20 protein-coding genes are annotated in these 20,344 nt (G+C 51.5%); 17 read left to right on the top strand and 3 right to left on the bottom strand.

Features of this window, described 5'->3' with window-relative positions:
* Positions 1–522: 522 nt before the first annotated feature.
* The 3 genes from ACFMKP_RS12965 (at position 523) to ACFMKP_RS12955 (ending at position 4,904) form a co-directional block, all read left to right on the top strand.
* Positions 523–1,917, top strand: a complete 1,395-nt coding sequence (locus tag ACFMKP_RS12965; RefSeq protein WP_382292408.1) for a tetratricopeptide repeat protein — start codon at positions 523–525, stop codon at positions 1,915–1,917.
* A 246-nt stretch (positions 1,918–2,163) separates the two neighbouring features.
* Positions 2,164–3,909: a DEAD/DEAH box helicase gene (locus ACFMKP_RS12960; protein WP_382292407.1), complete on the top strand. Its 1,746-nt coding sequence runs from the start codon at positions 2,164–2,166 to the stop codon at positions 3,907–3,909.
* 98 nt (positions 3,910–4,007) lie between these two features.
* A complete protein-coding gene (locus ACFMKP_RS12955) occupies positions 4,008–4,904 on the top strand; it encodes a phosphatase PAP2 family protein (protein ID WP_382292406.1) in 897 nt (298 codons plus the stop codon).
* Here the strand turns inward: ACFMKP_RS12955 and ACFMKP_RS12950 are convergent.
* Positions 4,879–6,174, bottom strand: coding sequence for a sensor histidine kinase (locus ACFMKP_RS12950; protein WP_382292405.1), 1,296 nt, complete (start codon positions 6,172–6,174; stop codon positions 4,879–4,881). The genes ACFMKP_RS12955 and ACFMKP_RS12950 overlap by 26 nt on opposite strands.
* A 569-nt stretch (positions 6,175–6,743) precedes the next feature.
* Here ACFMKP_RS12950 and ACFMKP_RS12945 point away from each other — a divergent pair.
* Positions 6,744–7,472 carry a hypothetical protein gene (locus ACFMKP_RS12945; RefSeq protein WP_382292404.1) on the top strand — a complete coding sequence of 243 codons (729 nt, stop codon included), beginning with the start codon at positions 6,744–6,746 and terminating at the stop codon, positions 7,470–7,472.
* Here the strand turns inward: ACFMKP_RS12945 and ACFMKP_RS12940 are convergent.
* Together ACFMKP_RS12940 and clpB are read right to left on the bottom strand one after the other, a co-directional pair.
* Positions 7,469–7,846, bottom strand: a complete 378-nt coding sequence (locus ACFMKP_RS12940) for a nuclease A inhibitor family protein (RefSeq protein ID WP_382292403.1) — start codon at positions 7,844–7,846, stop codon at positions 7,469–7,471. The two genes, ACFMKP_RS12945 and ACFMKP_RS12940, sit on opposite strands and share 4 nt — an antisense overlap.
* Positions 7,847–8,020: 174 nt before the next feature.
* On the bottom strand, positions 8,021–10,600 hold the full coding sequence (gene clpB, locus ACFMKP_RS12935) for an ATP-dependent chaperone ClpB (protein WP_204753607.1): 2,580 nt from the start codon (positions 10,598–10,600) through the stop codon (positions 8,021–8,023).
* A gap of 184 nt (positions 10,601–10,784) precedes the next feature.
* Between clpB and tsaE the strand changes: the two genes are divergently transcribed.
* The 13 genes from tsaE (at position 10,785) to nuoK (ending at position 20,291) form a co-directional block, all read left to right on the top strand.
* A complete protein-coding gene (gene tsaE / locus ACFMKP_RS12930) occupies positions 10,785–11,369 on the top strand; it encodes a tRNA (adenosine(37)-N6)-threonylcarbamoyltransferase complex ATPase subunit type 1 TsaE (RefSeq protein WP_382292402.1) in 585 nt (194 codons plus the stop codon).
* 40 nt (positions 11,370–11,409) lie between these two features.
* Positions 11,410–12,081: a tRNA (adenosine(37)-N6)-threonylcarbamoyltransferase complex dimerization subunit type 1 TsaB gene (gene tsaB / locus ACFMKP_RS12925; RefSeq protein ID WP_382292401.1), complete on the top strand. Its 672-nt coding sequence runs from the start codon at positions 11,410–11,412 to the stop codon at positions 12,079–12,081.
* Positions 12,082–12,086: 5 nt separating this feature from the next.
* The gene (locus ACFMKP_RS12920; protein ID WP_382292469.1) at positions 12,087–12,605 is read left to right on the top strand and encodes an AAA family ATPase; all 519 of its coding nucleotides are present in this window, start codon (positions 12,087–12,089) and stop codon (positions 12,603–12,605) included.
* 27 nt (positions 12,606–12,632) lie between these two features.
* Positions 12,633–13,361: an FhaA domain-containing protein gene (locus tag ACFMKP_RS12915; protein WP_382292400.1), complete on the top strand. Its 729-nt coding sequence runs from the start codon at positions 12,633–12,635 to the stop codon at positions 13,359–13,361.
* Positions 13,362–13,838, top strand: coding sequence for an FHA domain-containing protein (locus tag ACFMKP_RS12910; protein ID WP_012192498.1), 477 nt, complete (start codon positions 13,362–13,364; stop codon positions 13,836–13,838).
* A gap of 305 nt (positions 13,839–14,143) precedes the next feature.
* Positions 14,144–14,500, top strand: coding sequence for an NADH-quinone oxidoreductase subunit A (locus ACFMKP_RS12905; protein WP_054536600.1), 357 nt, complete (start codon positions 14,144–14,146; stop codon positions 14,498–14,500).
* A gap of 88 nt (positions 14,501–14,588) precedes the next feature.
* Positions 14,589–15,341, top strand: a complete 753-nt coding sequence (locus tag ACFMKP_RS12900; RefSeq protein WP_204753612.1) for an NADH-quinone oxidoreductase subunit B — start codon at positions 14,589–14,591, stop codon at positions 15,339–15,341.
* The gene (locus ACFMKP_RS12895) at positions 15,325–15,861 is read left to right on the top strand and encodes an NADH-quinone oxidoreductase subunit C (RefSeq protein WP_382292399.1); all 537 of its coding nucleotides are present in this window, start codon (positions 15,325–15,327) and stop codon (positions 15,859–15,861) included. The genes ACFMKP_RS12900 and ACFMKP_RS12895 overlap by 17 nt, the downstream gene beginning before the upstream one ends.
* A gap of 3 nt (positions 15,862–15,864) precedes the next feature.
* Positions 15,865–16,977 carry an NADH-quinone oxidoreductase subunit D gene (locus ACFMKP_RS12890; RefSeq protein WP_204753614.1) on the top strand — a complete coding sequence of 371 codons (1,113 nt, stop codon included), beginning with the start codon at positions 15,865–15,867 and terminating at the stop codon, positions 16,975–16,977.
* On the top strand, positions 16,974–17,972 hold the full coding sequence (locus ACFMKP_RS12885; protein WP_382292398.1) for a 4Fe-4S binding protein: 999 nt from the start codon (positions 16,974–16,976) through the stop codon (positions 17,970–17,972). Before ACFMKP_RS12890 ends, ACFMKP_RS12885 begins: the two co-directional genes overlap by 4 nt.
* Positions 17,973–17,975: 3 nt before the next feature.
* Positions 17,976–19,217 carry an NADH-quinone oxidoreductase subunit NuoH gene (nuoH, locus tag ACFMKP_RS12880; protein ID WP_382292397.1) on the top strand — a complete coding sequence of 414 codons (1,242 nt, stop codon included), beginning with the start codon at positions 17,976–17,978 and terminating at the stop codon, positions 19,215–19,217.
* 59 nt (positions 19,218–19,276) lie between these two features.
* Positions 19,277–19,963 carry an NADH-quinone oxidoreductase subunit J gene (locus ACFMKP_RS12875; RefSeq protein ID WP_382292396.1) on the top strand — a complete coding sequence of 229 codons (687 nt, stop codon included), beginning with the start codon at positions 19,277–19,279 and terminating at the stop codon, positions 19,961–19,963.
* 10 nt (positions 19,964–19,973) lie between these two features.
* Entirely contained in the window at positions 19,974–20,291 is a 318-nt protein-coding gene (gene nuoK, locus ACFMKP_RS12870; protein ID WP_054536607.1) for an NADH-quinone oxidoreductase subunit NuoK, read from the top strand.
* Positions 20,292–20,344: the final 53 nt, after the last annotated feature.

The raw sequence follows: 20,344 nt of genomic DNA, 5'->3' as shown, positions 1-20,344 counted from the left end.
GTATTGTCTATTCCCCCGATGTTCCAGCAGCCAAAAGCACATAGCCGAGGGATCAGTTGTCAGGGGCTGGGGATCGGGTATTGATACAAACCCACTGCCCATGCTCCAACCAATAAATTGTTCCAGCAGCCAAAAGCCCACAGCCTATAGCCTTATCCTCTACGCCTCTGCGTTAAAACTCCCTTCGCGTTCTTCGTGCTCTTCGTGGTTTCATTTTTATTAATCGCTGATTGCTTTAAATTCGTTTCGCCACCCTTCCGTCCCTCCGCTGGAGGGAAACGCCGGGGGTTTTCATCCCCCAGCACCCCCAAATATTTGTTTTGTAGATTGTTTCTGCGTTGTCTCTTTCCCCGATGTCCGCTAGCCAAAAGCCCATAGCCTATAGCCTTATCCTCTCTGTTCCTCTGCATTAAAACTCCCTTTGCGTTCTTCGTGCTCTTCGCGGTTGCTCGTTCACTGACCCCTGATCCCTGATAAACAAAATCGTGGATAATAACGCTAAGTCTTGTTGTGGAGGTCGGTGTGGCACGGATTTGGCGTTGGCTTGGGCCAAGTTTAATTATGATTTTTGCGCTAGCATGGTTGGGACAACAACCGCCAAGTTTGGCGCGCCAAGCGGCTCAAGCACGTTTAGCTGGCAAATGGCACCAAGCAACCAGCTTGTATCAGCAATTAAACCAAATCCAACCGAGCATTCCCAACCAACTGCTACTTGCTGAACTCTATTTGACCCGTGGCGAGTGGCAAGCAGCGCACGATCAACTGATCGCCGTGTTTCGCCAGCCATTGAGCCTCGAACAACATCAACAAGCCTGGCAATTCTACGGGTGGGCTGGCTTGCAACGCGGCGATCAAGCGTCAGTTCAATCAACCCTTAAAACCTTGGCAGCCATGCCATGGAGCCACCTGCTACAGGCGGAAATAGCCTTACGTAGCGGCGATCTCATTAGCGCAACCAACCAATTGAATCAAGCCCAAGCTTTGCAGCAGCCATGGCAGAATTGGGCTTGGTTACGGAGCGCTGAACTGGCATTGTCCAATGATCCGCAGCTTGCCCAAAGCCTCGTTGCCCAAATTCAGCCCCAAGCCAACGGCCTGCAATTGGCAAATCCATGGCAATTACAGCAACGCTTTGATCGATTGAAGCAACTTGTGCCCCAAGATTCCACCCAACGCATGCTTGGTGTTGCCAGTTTATGGAGCGAACAAGGTCTCTGGCAGGCTGCCGACATCTTGCTGAGCCAAATTCCTGCCAACGATTCCATGGCGAGTTTTGCGGCCAATCAACGGGCCTTACTCCATTGGAGCGCTGGCGATAGTGCAACCGCGTTGGCGTTGATTGAGGCTGCCCAAACCCAATGGCCCAATGTGGCGACCTTGCCCCGCACCCAAGCCACAATTGCCGCCAGTAGTGGCCAGCCCGATTTGGCCGTTGCCGCCTTGCAGCAGGCAGTTAATTTGGAGCCAGGCAGCAGCGAAAATTACCTTGTTGCGGCAACGCTTAGCCTAAGCCAAGCTGATTTTAATGGCACTGCCGCCGCCTACGATCAAGCAATTGCCACGGGGCCAATGAGTGGTACCTTGGCCTTAGAAGCTGCTAATTTTTATATCAACACGCCGTTGCGCCGCTGTAGCAGTGGCCTGGAGTATGCGCGCCAAGCCTTGAAGAGTGCGGTTGATGATTTAGCGCGGCGGGTAGTGGCTAGTGTCGCTTTGCAATGTTCGCTGCCTGCAGAAGCCGAGCAAATCATTGCTCCACTCTATCAGGCAACGCCAGCCGAGCCACAATTGGCCTATCTGTATGCGCTTGCGCGTTGGCAACAAGCCAAGCCCGATAGCCAACTATTGCTGGAACAAGCAGCAGATCAGGCGATTCAAACCCCATGGCTGGGCCAGCTTGAGTTTTACATAAAATGAAGCTCAATCAGATAAAAAATTAATAAGATGCAGCTATCTACGTTTTGGCATAATCCAAAAAGCATGCTATAATCGGATCTAACGCTAAGCAGAGAACGAAAACGCGGGCGGTATAGCCCCCGCGTTTTTTGTGTCGTGCGCGTCGCTTGCTTGCCAATTCGGGGGGTTAGGGCGACTCCGCACGCTGCGGGACGGTAACAGCAAAGGGCTGTTAACCCTACATTCACCGAAAGGATATTCTTTTTAATGACTACGTTTACGGAACTTGGGCTCGGCGAAGCGACGTTGCGGGCAATTACTGAACTTGGCTATGAAGAACCAACCCCAATCCAAGCCCAAAGTATTGGTTTGATGCTCAGTGGCAACGATATTATCGCCCAAGCTCAAACAGGCACCGGCAAAACAGCAGCTTTTTCGTTGCCAACAATTGAACGGATTGATACCAAGGCCATGGGTGTTCAAGCCTTGATCTTGACCCCAACTCGCGAATTAGCCGTCCAAGTCTCGGATGCTATTTCAGCGTATGGCAAATATTTGAACATTCGCGCCTTGCCAGTCTATGGTGGTCAACCAATTGATCGCCAATTGCGAGCTTTGAAGCGCGGCGTTAATATTGTGATTGGCACGCCTGGCCGTTTGATGGATCACATGGAACGTGGCACGCTTGATCTTTCAACCGTGCGCACCGTGGTGCTCGACGAAGCAGACGAAATGCTCAACATGGGCTTTGTTGACGATATTGAATATATTTTGGAACGCGCTCCCAAAGATCGCCAAACTGCACTCTATTCGGCAACCATGCCCGATGAAATCGCCCGTTTGGCGCGCAAATACTTGAAATCACCCCAAATGGTGACGATTGAGCGCGAACAATTGACCGTGCCACAAATTCGCCAAGTTTATTACGAAATTGGCGCACGCGATAAATTTGAAGTTTTGACCCGCATCCTCGACCTTGAAATGCCAACCTCGGCGATTATTTTCTGCCGCACCAAGGCGATGGTCGATGAGCTTGGCGAAAAATTGTTGGCTCGCGGTTATGGCGCTGAATTGTTGCACGGCGATTTGAGCCAAGCAATGCGCGACCGCGTGATGAAACGCTTCCGCGAAGAACAAGTTGAAATCTTGGTTGCAACCGACGTAGCTGCCCGTGGTTTGGACATCGAACACGTCAGCCACGTGATCAACTACGATATTCCGCTTGATCCAGAAGCCTATGTGCACCGCATTGGCCGGACTGGTCGGGCTGGCCGTTCAGGGGTTGCCGTGACCTTGGTAACGCCGCGCGAACGCCGCCAATTGCGCACGATCGAGCGTATGACTGGCTCGCCAATTCAACGCTTGCGCTTGCCAACGATTGCCGACGTGGTGGCTCGCCGCCGCGAAGCCTTCAAGGATAACTTGCGCGAGTTGATCGAGCAACACAACGAACATGGTGGTTTGGAGCAATACTTGGTTTTGGCCGAAGAATTGGCCGAACAATATTCGCCAACCGATTTGGCCGCAGCCGCCTTCAAAATGATGCTCGGCGAACCAGATTTGACTGCCGAAGATCCTTTGGAAATGGTCGAAGATGAATCAACCTTCGATGCCCGCCGTGGCGACCGCCGCGATAGCCGCGACAATGGCCGCCGTGGCGACCGCCGCGAACGTGGCAATGACCGGCCTGGCGATCGCGGTGGCGATCGTGCAGCCCGTGGCCCACGCAATGGCGATCGCAACAGCGGTGGCCGCTCGTTCCGCGAAGAAGGCATGACCCGCTTGTTTGTGGACATTGGCCGCGAACAAGGCGTGCGCCCTGCTGATATTGTGGGTGCAATTGCCAACGAATCTGGCTTGCCAGGCCGCGCAATCGGCGCAATCGATATTTTCGATAACTTCACTTTTGTCGATGTGCCAGACGATGCCGCCAACCGCGTGTTGGCTGCACTTGGTCGCACCCAAATTCGGGGCGTGAAAATCACCCCAACTTTGGCTCGCCCACGCCGCTAAAATCGTTTATCCGTCCAGTGCTCCGGCTCCTTGGTTGCTGCCAAGGAGCCGGTTTTAGTTAACGTATAATTGCGCTAATTATGCTAGTGAGGTTGGTAATGCAACTTGATCTGCTCGAACGCTTGCAGCAATGGCGTACTCCAGTGCTGGATCAGCTGTTTTTATGGGTAACTAACATTGGTGGCGAGGATTTTTATCTGTTGTTGGGGCCGATTATCTTTTGGTGTGTTGGCATCAACTTGGGTGTGCGCTTGCTGCTGATGCTGCTTGGTTCGTTTTATACCAATGCTTGGCTCAAAGATTTATTTGATACGGTTCGACCAGCCGCCGCCTATCCTGAGCGCTTCCCGCTAAGCGAAGCTGCCAAAGCAACCGCGCTTAATCCCGATGGCTCATGGATTCCGTCGTTTCCCAGTGGCCATGCTCAACATACCTTGGTTTTTTGGTCGTTTGTTGGTTTGTGGCTGCGCCAGCGTTGGGTTTGGGCTTTAGCAGGCTTAATGATTGTGCTGGTGAGCTTTTCACGGCTCTATCTGGGCGTGCATTGGCCAATTGATGTGCTTGGTGGGTGGTTTTTTGGCAGCTTGATTGTGGTTGCCAGTATCTATCTCACGCCGCTGATTAGTGCTTTGCCAAGCAAAACCCAAGAACGCTTGGCCTTGGGCTTGGCTGCGATTTGTTTATTGGGCTTATTCTTCGATTCTGGCGCTGATCGGGTCAAAATACTGGGCTTTTTGGCTGGCTCGTTGGGCACGTTGGGTTTGCAACAGCGCTATGCGCAATTTCAAGTGCGCAGCGTTTGGTGGCGACAATTAATCAAAATCATTATTGGAATTAGTGTCGTGTTTGTGCTGCGGGCTGTGCTCAAAAGCCTGTTGCCCGAAACGCTGTTGGCCGATGGCTTGCGCTATTTGATTATTGGGATGTGGACAACCTTTGGCGCGCCATTGGTTTTCCGGCTGACATTGGCTAAACCTGTGGCAGTTGCAGCGTAATCTGTGCCCCGCCTTCAGGCCGATTCATAAAGTGCGCAGTGCCACCGTGGAGCATCGCGACATGGCGAATCAAGGGCATGCCCAAGCCGCTGCCGCCGATTTTGGTTGTCCAACCCAAGGCCTGATTTAACGATTGGGCCTGTTTCAGATGTTCGAGTAAATCGGCAGGAAAGCCCTTGCCTGTGTCATAAATATCGATCGTGGTTTGTTGCGCAGATTGCTCGACCTGAATAAAAATTTGGCCTTCGCCTGGGTAGCGCAACAAGGCCTCAATAGCATTTTGTAAAATGGTATGCACTGCTAAGCGCAAAAAAAGCGCATCGCCAATCACAATGCACTCAGCAGGGCAAGCGATCTGAATTGTTGAATTGAGACCATGGCGCTGCATTTCTGCTTGGCTTTCGGCCTGTTCGCTTTGCAGCAAGGGCAAAAGTTGAATCGGCATGCGTTGTTGGGGCAGCAATTGGCCTTCGCGCGTCAGCACCAGCAATTCTGTTGTTAGTTGGCGAATCGAATCGGCAGTGCTTTGAAGCACGCTCACCAATTCTTGCGGTTGAATCGCCGATTGCTCAGGCGCTGGGCGTTCGTTAAGCTGTTGATTGAGCATTGGCAGCAACACATCAAGGCTATTGCTATACGAGCGTAATTCGTGCTGAAAGAAGCGCATAAATTGGCGAACTTGTTGCTCTTTGCTGAGTTGCGCTTCGGTTTTGACCCGCGCTTTGGCAAATTGCACAGCTTGCGAGGTTACGCCCCAAAGCATCAAAAACTCCAAAATATTAAATGCAATAATTGCTGGCGTAAACACCTGCCATCCGCCAGTGTGCAGCGAGGCCACAATCGTCACGGAGAGCGGATAAAAGGCGATTGGCCACCAACGCCGAGTGGCTAACATTGCCATCAAAATCGGCAACATAGTCAAAACGACCACTGCCGCATCTGAAGGAATTGTAGCCAGCACATAAAAACAGGCCAAGGTTAGCACGCTCACCACAATCCAGCGCGGCCACATTGCGCTCGGTTGGCGAAACATCCACCACGCCAAGCCACCCAAACAGAGCGCCACCCCAAAATCGAGCAAGATAACGCCTGTTGGTGCGCCGCCATAATCCAGATTGAACGCGCCTATAATGCCAATTAGCCCAGTAAACAAGGCCAAAATTGCCGTTAAGGTCGCAAATGGATCAGCGCCATGGACAATATCCTGCCACCACTGCTTAATCCAGCGCCATCCACGGGCTTTCCAGCTGAGGGGTGCTTGCTTGGGCATAGCGTTGCTTTCTTACAATCAGGGTGAGTGCGGCTAAAGGTTTTATTAATGATTAACTCTAACACTTTTTAATAGTTTATTAAGCCTATCTTGTTCTAGTTCCTTTTGAAGTGCCTAGAAAGCTTGTTGTGACTACTCAATACCTAGCACTTAGTCCTATCCAAAATAAGTCCTTATGGCTACTTGTGGCAACTAAAGAGATCATGATTTAATAGCTTTATTCATAACAACTGTTATCAATTGTTACCGTCATTTTGTTCACCAATTGTCTTTTGGCTTATTAAAATCATTGAAATAAGGAGCTAGATTATCCCAACTATGCAGTATCGCCGCAGGATTCTTCACGCTCTACCGCCTTGTTCTGCAATGCATCCTTGCACTACCTTTTGTTATGCAGTACAGCTGTTTCTAGTTATTGAATCCGTTAGTCTTAATGACTAAGACGGGAGCAGTATATGAGTATGTACACTGATGCTATTGGAGATATAGTAAGCCAATTGAATCGACACCATGGTTGGCAATTAGATGGGGCAGGATGTCAGCTTCTTTGCCAGCGCAGTTGTGAAATTTTGCAACGCAACCCCGCCTCAAATCCAGCCAAATATCCTGATATTGTTACCAATGTCTATCACGATTATGCCACGGTTGCTGCGGCATGCGATTCACAACATCCCCATCACGAGTTAATTTGGGTTTCAATTATGGATGAAATCCTCAGCTGGTATCGCTGCAAACGCTTCTCGTTGGGCAATGGCTCACAATTATGCGAGCATTCGCCCGATTTGGTAGCCTACGAGAATGTGAAGCGTTCGTTGCCACAGTTTCGTTTTGAAGCCCGCTTACGTAGCTATATCCACACCATTGCCGAGCGGGCAATTATTCACTGGTGGCGGGCCAAAAACGCCAAAAAACTGGGTGGATCTGGTGGCCGCAGAATTCACGAAAGCCCCAATGTGTATACGCCAAAACCGCAAGATCAAACCTACTACCTGAGCCAAACTAATGGCCGAGACTGTCAACGTGAGTTGGGCGATACAATTGCTTCACCAGACCTTTTACCGCATGAACACGTGGAGCGCTGTGAACTTCAACGGCATATGGCTGCTGAAGTTCACGCGATGGTCGATGATCCGCTGTATCTGATTGCCCAGCAGTATTGGTATGCCTTGTTGTGCGAGGATAACAACATCACTGCCTTGGCCAAACAGCTTGGGTTACAAGCCAACGAACTGTACAATTTGCGCGATCGGCTGCGGCGACGTTGTAAACCATTTTTGGTGCAGTGGTTTTTAGCCTAAGTTTCAACCAACTGGGTTTTTAAGCCAACCAGCTTACCTGCGCTATCCTTGCCCAAAATATAGGCATCGATATTAATTTCGCCCACCCGATAGACCTGAATGTCGGTTAATTCGGCCTTGAGCACTTCGACCAACTTCTGAAATTGGCTGACTGTGGCTTTTTCAGCCTCACCATCCCCGTCTTGGGGAGTAGTAGCATTTTTAAAGAATTGCTCAAGGCTAACGGTTTGGATCGGCTGACCATTAGCGAGTGCTTCGGGGCTGAATGGGGTCGCCGCATCCCAGGTATAGGACGTGAAGGGCGCATCGGTTTCGCTCATCATCTGCAAGCCATCGGCTGCGGCAGTAATGTTATCTAGACTTGTTTCGGCCACAGGAACTCCTTGTTTACGTCGAAGAGGGCCAATTCGCCCTCGACGCGGACGACGAAAGGGCATAGACTGCTCCAGCGACAATTGGCTGAATGCGGCTAGTATAGGGCATTTTTCGCGCCAACAAAAGCCCCCATCATGAGCTTGATGGGGGCTTAGCCGAATCGATTAATTGAGTTAGTTGAAAATCAATTTGCCTGCATCAACATCGACGCTGACGGTTGTGCCTGCTGGAAAGCGACCTTTGAGCACTTCCAAGGCGAGCGGGTTAAGCAGCTCGCTTTGAACAGCCCGTTTGAGTGGCCGTGCCCCAAAGACTGGATCATAGCCAACTTGAGCTAGGTGCTGACGAGCCGCTTCACTCAAGACCAATTTGAGCTTACGTTCGCTCAAACGCTTGCTCAGCCGATCAACCTGAATATCAACAATATGCTTGATTTCCGCTTGGGTCAATGGCTTGAAGATAATCAAATCATCAATCCGGTTGAGGAATTCTGGGCGTAATTCGTCGCGCAGTTCTTCCATCACTGCTTCGCGCATGGCTTCTTCATCATCAACCAAGCTTTGAATGCGACTACTGCCAATGTTCGAGGTCATAATCACCACCGAATTGGTGAAATCGACCAAGCGGCCTTGGCCATCGGTTAAGCGACCATCATCGAGCAATTGCAAGAGCGTGTTGAACACGTCGGGATGCGCTTTTTCAATTTCATCGAACAGCACCACGCTATATGGGCGACGGCGCACGGCCTCGGTCAATTGGCCGCCTTCTTCATAGCCAACATAGCCTGGAGGTGCACCGATCAGGCGGGCCACGGCGTGACGTTCCATGTATTCCGACATGTCAATTCGGACCATAGCTGCTTCGTCATCGAACAAAAATTCAGCCAAGGCTCGGGCTAATTCGGTTTTACCAACCCCAGTTGGCCCAAGGAACAAGAACGAGCCAAGTGGCCGATTGGGATCTTGCAAACCTGCCCGCGAACGGCGCACCGCATCGGAAACTGCTTTGACCGCTTCGTGCTGGCCGATAATGCGGGCATGCAACCGTTCTTCCATCTTGACCAGCTTTTGCAGCTCGCCTTCCAAAAGCTTGGAAACCGGAATGCCCGTCCATTTAGCGACAACTTGGGCAATATCTTCTTCGGATACTTCTTCGTTGAGCAGCATGCCATGTTCTTGCATATCGCGAACTTTGGCTTCAGCTTCGCCCAATTGTTGCTCTAAGGTGTTGAGCGTACCATATTGCAACTCGGCGGCGCGATTGTAATCGTATTGGCGTTGGGCTTGCTCAATTTGGACCTTAGTTTGGTCGATTTTTTCTTTTAATTGAGCGATGGCGTTAATTGCGCCGCGCTCGCTCGAAAGCTTGGTATCCAGCACTGCTTGTTGTTCGCGCAAGTTGGCCAAATCGCGTTCGAGCCGCTCCAAGCGCTCCTTGGAAGCTGGGTCTTTTTCGCGTTTCAAAGCTTCGCGTTCAATTTCCCATTGCATGCGTTTGCGCTTGATCTCGTCAAGTTCAACCGGATCGCTGGTAATTTCCATGCGCAACTTAGCTGCCGCTTCGTCGATTAAGTCAATTGCTTTGTCGGGCAAGAAACGATCAGCAATATAGCGGTTGGATAAGGTTGCGGCGGCCACAATCGCTGCATCGGTAATCCGCACGTTGTGATGCGTTTCGTAGCGCTCTTTCAAACCACGCAAAATCGAGATTGTATCTTCGACGGTTGGTTCGCCGACCAACACTGGCTGGAAGCGGCGCTCCAAGGCTGGATCTTTTTCAATATATTTGCGATATTCATCAAGCGTCGTAGCGCCGATGGTGTGCAACTCGCCACGGGCCAAGGCTGGCTTGAGCATATTCGAAGCATCCATTGAGCCTTCGGCTGCGCCTGCACCAACCACGGTATGCAACTCATCGATAAACAAAATCACGCGGCCTTCGGCGTTGGTAACTTCGCTGAGCACTGCTTTGAGCCGTTCTTCAAACTCGCCGCGAAATTTTGCTCCAGCAACTAACGCGCCCAAATCGAGTGCAATCAAGCGTTTGTTGCGCAATGCTTCGGGCACATCGCCGCGCACAATCCGCGCAGCAAGGCCTTCGACGATAGCGGTTTTGCCAACGCCTGGCTCGCCAATGAGCACTGGATTATTTTTGGTGCGGCGTGATAGCACCTGAATCGTGCGCCGAATTTCTTCATCGCGTCCGATTACTGGGTCAAGCTTGCCACGCTGAGCCAAGGTTGTTAAGTCGCGGCCATATTTTTCGAGCGCCTGATATTTGCCTTCAGGGTTTTGGTCGGTAACCCGTTGATTGCCGCGAATGGCAGTTAAGGTTTTGAGAATTGCATCTTTGGTAATACCAAATGATGTGAGCAAACGCTGAGCTGGGCCTTTGGCGCGTTCGCCAGCCAACCCAAGCAACAGGTGCTCGGTCGAAACATACTCATCGCCCATACCTTTGGCTTCATTTTCGGCTGTCTGCGAAACTTGATCTAAGCGTTGGCCAATGCCAGGCTGCATTTGGGTGCCACTAACGCGTGGCAAACGCCGAATTTCATCATTAAGCGCCGCAACCAAGGCTTGCGGATCGCGATCCATTTTCGTAATAATTTGCGGAACCACGCCATCAGCTTGTTCGAGCAAGGCCACGAGCACATGTTCTGGTGTGATTTCGCTTTGGCCGTTGCGAGATGCGATGCTTTGGGCATCAAAGATAGCCGCGCGTGATTTTTCGGTGTAAATATTCAAATTCATGAGTGCGAAACCTCCCTATTCAGTTGTAACTGCGCTAAGCATAGCAGAGCGATGTTAAAAATATAGTAGGCCACTATTAGAAGATTGTCTGAACATAATCGTTGTTTGGTTTCAGCAAAATATCAGTATATGGTTGGTATTTTTGCGCTATGCTCAGCTGGGATAAATTGGCTTGAGCAGTGGCATGCAACAGCGCCAGCATGGCAATTGGCATGATGCCCGTTTTCAGCCAGCATATGCTACAATTGAGCCTATGAAAGCACGTATTCCTGCCATTTTAGAGCCTGATAGCATCGATGTGGTGAGCCATGGGCCAGCCCACACGGTGCGGATTGGTCAGCAAATCGGCGCAGCCTTAAATGCTGGCGATTTAGTGCTGTTGTTTGGGACGTTTGGTGTGGGCAAAACCCACTTGACCAAAGGCATTGCCAGCGCGTTTGGTATCCCTGAAGCAGACGTTACCAGCCCAACTTTTGTTTTAGTCAATAACTATACTGCTGATAAAACCCATGGCCGCACCCGGATTCACCATATCGATCTGTATCGACTTGAGGGCAATGCCAAAGATTTCGATTCGATTGGTTTGGAAGAATTATGGGACGATAGCGCCATTTGTGTGATCGAATGGGCTGAACGGGTGGCTGATTCGTTGCCCAGCGAATATTTGGAAATTCGGATCGATCACTTGGCCGAAACCAAGCGTATGATGCGGCTCAAACCGCATGGCGAGCGCTATAAACAATTAATTCAGCGTTTGCGTGGTAAATAGAGCAGGCTTATTGCCTGTGTTGCTAGATTGAGATTGCGTTATGTTACTTGCCTTTGATACCGCCACCGACACCGCTGGCGTAGCGATTTATGATGCCAATGGATTGCGTGCAGAAGCCAATTGGTTTGCTGGGCGTGGTCATTCAACCCAGCTCTTGCCAATGGCGCAACAGTTGCTCAGCAACCTGGATCTGACTCCTGCTGAATTAACTGGGGTTGCTGTTTCGGTCGGGCCTGGCTCGTGGAGCGGCATTCGGGTTGGTATGAGCAGCGCCAAAGGTTTAGCCTTGGCCCACGATTTGCCCTTGCTCGGCATTAGCAGCCTTGAAACCTTGGCCTATCCGCATCAACGGATTGGGCGCAGCGTGGTGGCGGTGATCAAGCTTGGCCGCGATCGCTATGCCATGGCTGAATTTCGCTTGCGCCGCGCTTGGACGCGCATTGGCCAAGAGCGCAATGTTTCGCGCGATGAACTGTTGGTGGCGATTCCTGAATTGGCGTTGGTCTGCGGCGATGTCGACCCACGCTTGGCCCTGGCTATCAACGAAGCTCGTGGCGCAGGCGTGGTGATTCCATCGCCAGCAGTTGGTTTGCGGCGGGCTGGCTTTGTTGCCGAGCTGGCTTGGAACCGGCTGCAAGCAGGCGAACGCGACGATTTGACCAGTTTAGAACCTTCGTATTTGGGAGCAGCGGTCAAGGAGCCGACCAAGTGAAAAGCATGCAGCGCATCTTGATCTTTGGCTCGATGGGTTCAGGCAAAAGTACGCTGGCCAAGCGGCTGGGCGCTGTTTTGAACCTACCAGTCATCCACCTTGATAGCTATTTTTGGCGGCCAGGCTGGGTTGAGCCAGATCGCGAAGCGTTCCGAGCGCAACAACGCGAATTGGTGCAAGCGTCACAATGGATTATGGATGGCAATTACACAGGCACGCTTGATGAACGCTGGCCGTATGCTGACACCGTGATTTTTATCGATCAGCCACGCTTGCGTTGCTTGTGGCGGGTAATCAAACGCCGAATTATCTATCATGGGCGTTCGCGCCCTGATTTGGCGGCAGATTGCCCAGAAAAACTTGATTGGGTTGCCTTCGATTTTGTTTGGACGTATCCACGGGTTCGGCGGCCAAGGACGCTGGCGCGTTTGGCGGAAGCCAGAACAAATAAATTGGTTTTTCATCTACGTGGTGATGCGGCGATTGAGCAATTGCTCCTTGATCTCTCGCAGATGTCAGCGTAGCAGTCTCCTGCGCACGGAGGATTATCGATGAGTGCATTATCACGCTTTGAACAATTTATGGAAGGTATGGTTGAAGGCAACGTGGCGCGCTTGTTTCGCAGCCCAATTCAACCAGCCGAAATTGGCAAGCGCCTTGAACGGGCGATGGAAAGCCAACAAACGATTAGTATGGATCGGATTTTGGTGCCGAATGCCTATAAAGCACACTTGCACCCTGACGATTACAAAGCATTTGAGCCGGTTAAAACCAATTTGCAGCATGAAATGGCCCGCTATTTAGCCGAGCTAGCTCGTGAGCGTGGTTTTACGATGGTGCATCATCCGAATGTGGAGTTGGTGGCTGATCCAGCGGTCAAGCAACGCTCGATTATGATCGATGGCCAAATCAGCGAAGCGCCCGCCCATCTTGGCGGCAGCACCCAGATGATTGGGCCAACCGGCGCAGCGATTAGCGGCCAACCAACCCCGCCGAAAGCCAACTTAATCTTGTATACTGACCAAGGCGAACACCGGATTCCGATTAAAAAATCGGTGACAAATTTGGGTCGCGGCTTGAACAACGATCTGATTCTTGAAGATAGTCGGGTTTCGCGTGAGCATGCTCAGCTGCGCTATCGGGCGCGGCGCTTCTGGATTAGCGATGTGCGTTCGACCAATGGTACGTTTGTCAATGGTGATCCGGTGCAAGAACGGGAACTGCGCAACGGCGACATTGTGTCGCTTGGTGGTTTGGAATTGCGTTTTGAGGAGGCCTAAATGGGTCAGAGCATCACCAGTGCTACGCTTGATTTTGTGATCTTGCTGTTACGAATTAGCGTGATCTTTTTCTTGTACTTCTTTTTATATCAGGTAGTACGGGTTATTCGGCGCGAATTGCAGGTAGTTGGCACAGGAACTGGTGGTGCGGGCGTGCTGGCGGGCGCAGCGCAAAATTTGTATGGCAAGTTAATTGTCATGTCGAGCGGCGATACTGGCTTGCAGCGTGGCTATGCCTTTGAGCTTGGCGCAGTCAACATGATTGGGCGGCGGCCTGATAGCGACGTGGCCCTGAACGACTCATTTTTATCCTCGGAACATGCGCTGTTGGAATGGCGCGGCGATAGTTGGTGGCTGGAAGACCAGCGTTCGACCAACGGCACCTTTATCAACGACATTGAAGTAGCCGACCCGACCCCAATTGTCTATGGCGACATCATTCGGATTGGGCGGATTGAGCTTAAACTCTCCCGTTAAGTGTCTTCAGCAGCATTGAACTTGGCTTGATGCTGCTGCCTCTTTTTTAGCCCGAAAATCCCCATTGCTGGCTGCTTGCTAACGCCTCAGATGAGAACTTGACATAATTTAATTTTTCAAAAATAGCTGATTATAAAGGGCTAAAAACGACCTCTTGAGGGGTGAAAGTTATTTGTCAGTTTAATCTGCCTGTGATATACTTCGCAATGGCTGCACGGTGTTAGTGCAATTGTGTACAGCGAGTACTGGGGCTACCCGTCTCGCTCTTTGTGTGTTTGTAACGGGCATCACTAGGAGACCGACCTATGCTTACAAACTATGCGTTTATCGGAATCTTCGCGGTTGCCGCGATTACCTTTCCGCTTTTGCCTCTGGTGCTGTCGTCCTTTTTACGGCCAAACCGCCCAACACAGGTTAAACTTTCGACCTACGAGTGTGGTTTGGAGGCGATTGGCGACATCTGGGTCCAGTTCAAAGTTCAATACTACTTGTATGCTTTGGCCTTTGTGATCTTCGATATCGAAACAGTCTTTTTGTATCCATGGGCAGTGGCTTATGGGCAACTGGGCTTATTCGCCCTCTTTGAAATGGTGGTTTTTTTAGCAATTCTGACCATCGGTTTGGTGTATGCCTGGAAAAAAGGCGCACTTGAGTGGATCTAAACGACGAATAGGGGCGTGACGGCGCGGAGGCGGCGCGGCTGCGCTAGGCCTTGGCCTACTTCAATTCACCAATTTGCCCGGAGGGCGTATGTCTGATCTACAAACGCAAATGGATCTTGAGCAGCAGGGGGTGCTGTTTACGACCATCAATAAGCTGTACAACTGGGGTCGCCGCTCTTCGGTGTGGCCGATGCAGTTCGGGTTAGCTTGCTGCGCGATTGAGATGATTGCTGCAGCAGCTTCGCGCTATGATATTTCGCGCTTTGGCTCGGAACTCTTTCGCGCCTCACCCCGCCAAGCTGACGTGATGATCGTTGCTGGAACTGTGACCAAAAAAATGGTGCCACAGGTTGTTCGTTTGTTTAACCAAATGCCCGAACCGCGCTATGTGATTTCGATGGGAGCGTGTGCGACCTCTGGTGGCCCCTTCCGCGATGGCTATAACGTGGTGCGTGGGGTTGATTTATATGTGCCTGTTGATGTCTATATTCCAGGCTGCCCACCACGCCCAGAAGCTTTATTGCACTCGTTGATGACTTTGCAAGCTCAAATCGATGTCCAAGCGCTGCAACAAGTGCGCTGGTATGGCGATGACGAAGGCGTGGTTAACGAGTTTCCAATTCCGGTCTTTGGCGCTGAAGGCTTGGAAGTTGCGGGCATCCCTGGCACTGCCGACCCGGTTGGTGGCACGCCCAGAATGGCACCGTTCGTTAGCCCCGCGTTGGGTGGCAAAGGCGAACGCGATGCCTCAACCAAGGCCTTGGAAGGCAATCAGCCCAAGCCAATGTTACGTTCAGGCACGGTAACGATCGAGGAGGTAGGCCATGGCATTGCTGGCTAGAGGCGAACTGCGCTCGATCCTGCAAACCGAATTGCCCAATGTGCTCGATGGCCGTTGGGATACCCAAGCAACCGACCAAGCAGAAGCCCATGGCGAAGGCCAAACCGTGCTGCTCGATTTCGACGCAGTGGTTAAGGCTGAGGCGATTATCGAGGTTGCCCATTTCGTCCGTGATAAATTTGGCTATGATTTGCTTTCCAACATCACAGCGGTTGATTACCTCAAGCATGGCATCATTGAATTGGTGTATCAATTCTATAACGCTGCTGAGGCAGGCCCCGACCTACGGGTGCGCGTGCGGATTGGTCGTAGCCCAGAAGAGTGCATTGTTCCATCGCTAACGCCTACATGGCCTGGTGCCGATTTGCAAGAACGCGAAGCCTACGATATGTATGGCGTGGTGTTTCCTGGCCATCCAAATCTGGCACGGATTTATATGTGGGATGAGTTTAAGGGCTTTCCAATGCGGAAAGACTTCCCCAAGACTGGCGATAAATATACCCACGTCACGGGAGAATAGTCAATGCTAAAGACTGAAGAACTGCAAATTAATATTGGTCCTCAGCACCCTTCAACTCACGGTGTGTTCCGCATGCTTGTTACCGTCGATGGCGAAACCTTGGTTGACCTTAAACCAGTGTTTGGCTATTTGCACCGTAATCACGAGCAGCTTGGTGAAGTAAATACTTATTTGCAAAATATGCCCTTCACCGACCGCCTCGATTACTTCAACTCGATGGTCAACAACCATGCCTACGCCCGGACGATTGAGACGCTTGCCGGCGTTGAAGTGCCTGAACGTGCCCAATATATTCGCGTGATTATGGATGAGCTTTCGCGAATTTTGAACCACGCTACCGCAATGGGCTTTATGCTCGGCGACATGGGCGCGTGGCAAACTGCATTGCTCTGGGGTATGCGCGAACGTGAAAAGATTCTCGACATGTTTGAATATGTGTCGGGTGCTCGCATGATGTGTAACTATTGCCGCTTTGGTGGCGTGGTACGCGACATCGACGATTGGTTCATCACCGAATTGAAGAAGTTGATGCAGGGTCTGCCACACTACTTCGACGATTTCGAAGGCTTGCTGCTCAATAGTGAAATTCTTTTGGCGCGTGCGCGCAATATCGGCGTGTTGCCCAAAGATTTGGCGCTGGCCTATAGCGTGACTGGCCCAGTGCTACGTGGTTCAGGCGTTGCCTATGATATTCGCAAAGCCGAGCCATACGCCGTCTATGATCGCTTCAAGTTCAAAGTGCCAGTTGGCACGGTGGGCGATGTTTACGACCGCTTCTTGGTGCGGATCGCCGAAATGCGCGAATCGTACAAAATTTTGGAGCAAGCGCTCGAACAATTGCCCGATGCAACTGGCGGCTTTATCAATCCTAAAGTGAAGCAACAAAGCCTCAAAGCTCCTGCTGGCGAAGCCTATGCCCGGGTCGAATCACCCAAGGGCGAGCTAGGTTTCTATGTGGTGAGTGATGGCACGGGCAGCGCCTATCGCTATAAAGTCCGCGCCCCATCATTCATCAACCTCTCGGCTTTGGCCGATATGTGCAAGGGCTACACGATTGCCGACGTTGTGGTTATCTTGGGTAGTATCGATATCGTGATGGGCGAGGTGGACCGATGACGTTGAGCCATTTAGCAACTGAAGACGTGTTTGTTGTTGAACGCAATGACGCGGATTTTCGGGCTGGTCAGGGCATGACCAAAGGCTTGGGAATTGTGTTTCGCAAATTCCGTAAAGCCTTGTTTGGCAAGCCCAACAGCGACCGCGCCGATACCGAAGGCCAATTCAACGTGCAGTATCCCGAAGAGCGCTTGGCAATGCCAGAAGCCTATCGGAATATGCCAATTTTGCTCTACGATGATGCAACTGGCCATGAATTGTGTACTTCGTGTTTCCAATGCGAGCGGATCTGCCCTCCTCAGGTGATTCACATTACCCAAGCTAAAGATCCTGCTACCGGCAAGCCAGTGCCAGCAGCCGCCAAATTTGTCTTGGAATACGACACCTGTATGTCGTGTGGCTACTGTGCTGAAGTCTGTCCATTTGATGCAATCAAAATGGATCACGATTTTGAATTATCAACTGCCAACCACCCAGAGCTTGACGTAGACTACAACCGCTTGTTGCGCCCCGTTTCCTATTACGAAACGATTGCGCCAACCATGTGGTCAGATGTCAAAGAACAAGCAATGAAGAAGTTGCAAAACAATATCAAACGTCGCCCAGGCGATATTGGTCGCGACCATGGTCAAAAGATCAAGGGTGGGGCACCAGTCGCCGCCGCTGCAACACCAGCAGCAGGTGCAGCACCAGCAGCAGGCGCAGCCAAGCCACGTGGTCCTGTGGCCGCAATTGGCAAAAACATGTCGGAAGACAAAACCGCCAAGTTGCTGGCAATTCGGGCCGCCAATGCAGCCAAACGTGGTGGCGGTGCGGCAGATGCTGCGCCAGTCGCTCAAGCTGCGCCAGTGGTTGAAACCGTGGCCGATGTGCCAGCAGCAGCAAGCGCTGCGCCAACTGGCCCAGTCGCGGCGATTGGCCAAAACATGTCAGAAGACAAACGTGCCAAACTTGAGGCAATTCGCGCTGCGAAACGTGCCCAACGAGGAGAATAATCGATGGCTGATGCACTAACACAACTAGGCTTTGCATCATGGCTGAGTGTTCTGATTGCCAGCATCATTAAAGTAACCCTCATTCTCGTGGGCGGTTCAGTTGGCATGATGTTCCTGACCTGGTATGAACGCCGCTCGATTTCGTATATGCAAGACCGCCGTGGCCCCAACCGCGTCGGCCCGCAAGGGTTGTTGCAGCCAATTTCCGAAGCCATCAAAACGATGACCAAGGAAGATGCAACTCCACGCGATGCTGATAAAATTGTGCACTTTTTGGCTCCAGTTGTGATGCTGGGAGCCACCGTGCTATCATTTGCGGTCATTCCGTGGGGACGCATGTTCCCCGTCGATTTGAACGCAGCGGTGTTGTTTGTGATCGCTACTGGCGGTTTGCACAGCATTGGCATGATGATGGCCGGTTGGGGTTCCAACAATAAATTTGCCTTACTTGGTGGGATGCGCGGGGTTGCGCAATTGATCAGCTATGAAATTCCCCAAGTTATGGCAATTATCCCGGTGGTTTTGATGACCGGCTCGATGTCGCTGCAAAAGATTGTCGAAGCCCAAAACGATTTTGCTGGCTTGGGCTGGTATGTCTTCTCGCCAGTGGGCTTGTTGGGTTTTGCCTTGTTCTTCACGGCTAGTTTGGCCGAAGGCGAACGGACACCCTTCGACATTCCCGAAGCAGACTCGGAAATTATTGCAGGCTATATGACCGAATATAGCGGCATGAAGTTTGCGGTCTTCTATCTTTCAAACTACATGAGCAACTTGGCCGTATGTTTTGTCACCGCAACCTTATACCTTGGTGGCGGCAATGGGCCGGGCGTTGATGCGCTTGGTGGCATTGCTGGCGGCTTGCTCTCACTCGTCTACTTCCTGCTCAAGTCCTTCGCGCTGTTCTTTGTGATGGTGTTGATCCGTGCGACTGTACCACGCTTGCGGGTTGACCAACTGATGAGCTTTGCTTGGAAGTTCTTGCTGCCCTTGGTTTTGGTCAACATTCTGAGCGCCTCGTTCTGGGTAGCATTGCTGCGCTGGGACCAACAATGGCCACAATTGACCCAATGGTTTGGCGCGCCAAGCACTGCTGACGCGACCAACTGGGGTCGTTTGGCAATTGCGGTCGGGCTGACCTTGTTGATCAACGCGGGAGCTGTGGCGCTGATTATGCGCCTGACCAACCGCAACGTTCAGAAACACTTATACACAACCGACGAAGAACTTGCTCTTGGATTATCGTAAAAGCGCAAGCGTGAAGGATGGGGCGATTGCTCCATCCTTCATACGGAAGGACTAGCTTGATGAACCCGATTGCGATAGGTGTTTTTATTGTCATCGCACTGCTGACGCTCGGTTCGGGCATTATGGTCGTGACAGTGAGAAACATCATCCACTCAGCATTATGGCTGATTGCCTCGTTTATCGGGGTGGCAGCGCTCTATTTGCTGATGGAAGCTGAATTTTTAGCAGTTGTTCAGATTTTGGTCTATGCGGGGGCTGTTTCAATCCTCGTATTATTTGCTATCATGCTCACACGCCAAGTTACTGGTGAAGGTGTGCGCGTGGTGTTTGAGCGCTGGTGGGTAGCCCTCTTAATTGCTTTGGGGCTATTTGGAGTGATTGTGCCAACCCTCTGGAAGCACGGCGCTACCTGGGAAGAAGCAGCAAAACTGGCCCAAGTTGGCCCAGCTCCAGTTGATGGAGCCGCCAATAGCCTGCAAGTTGCGACCGCGACCGAAATTGGGCGCTCGTTTATGGGCGAATATCTCTTGCCATTCGAAGTTGTGTCAGTCTTGTTGCTGATGGCTTTGATTGGGGCAGTGGTCATTGCCTATGAAGAACGAACCCGTCGCCGCCGGGTGCTGACCTTGGCCGAAGAACTAGCGTTGAAAAAACGCGGAATTGTCGAGCCACGGGATGCTGAAGGCGCGGTTGTGCCTCGCGAAGCTGAAGGCAAGGTTATTCTGCTCGATTCCGAACAGGCATAAGGAGAAAACGATGGTTGGTTCTGTCCCATTAGTGTGGGTGCTTACCCTCGCTGCCGGATTGTTCTGCATCGGCCTGTTTGGGGCGCTCTCGCGGCGCAACATCGTGGGGATGCTGATGGGGATTGAGTTGATGTTGAATTCAGTCAACATTAACTTAGTTGCTTTCTGGCGCTACCTACAACCAACTGGCACGGCTGGCTTGATCTTTGCAATTTTTACCATCGCAGTTGCCGCTGCTGAAGTGGCGGTTGGTTTGGCAATGGTGATTGCAATCTATCGCGCTCGCCTGACGATTAACGCTGACGAAATAGATACACTTAAAGGATAGTGACGGATTGCAAAGGCCGGCGAGAGTGTGAACCACTTTGACCACCCTTTGCA

The organism is Herpetosiphon sp. NSE202 (genome assembly GCF_042688385.1).
Lineage (GTDB): Bacteria > Chloroflexota > Chloroflexia > Chloroflexales > Herpetosiphonaceae > Herpetosiphon.
The sequence above is the reverse complement of the archived record's forward strand: the minus strand, read 5'-3'. Positions and strand labels throughout refer to the sequence as shown.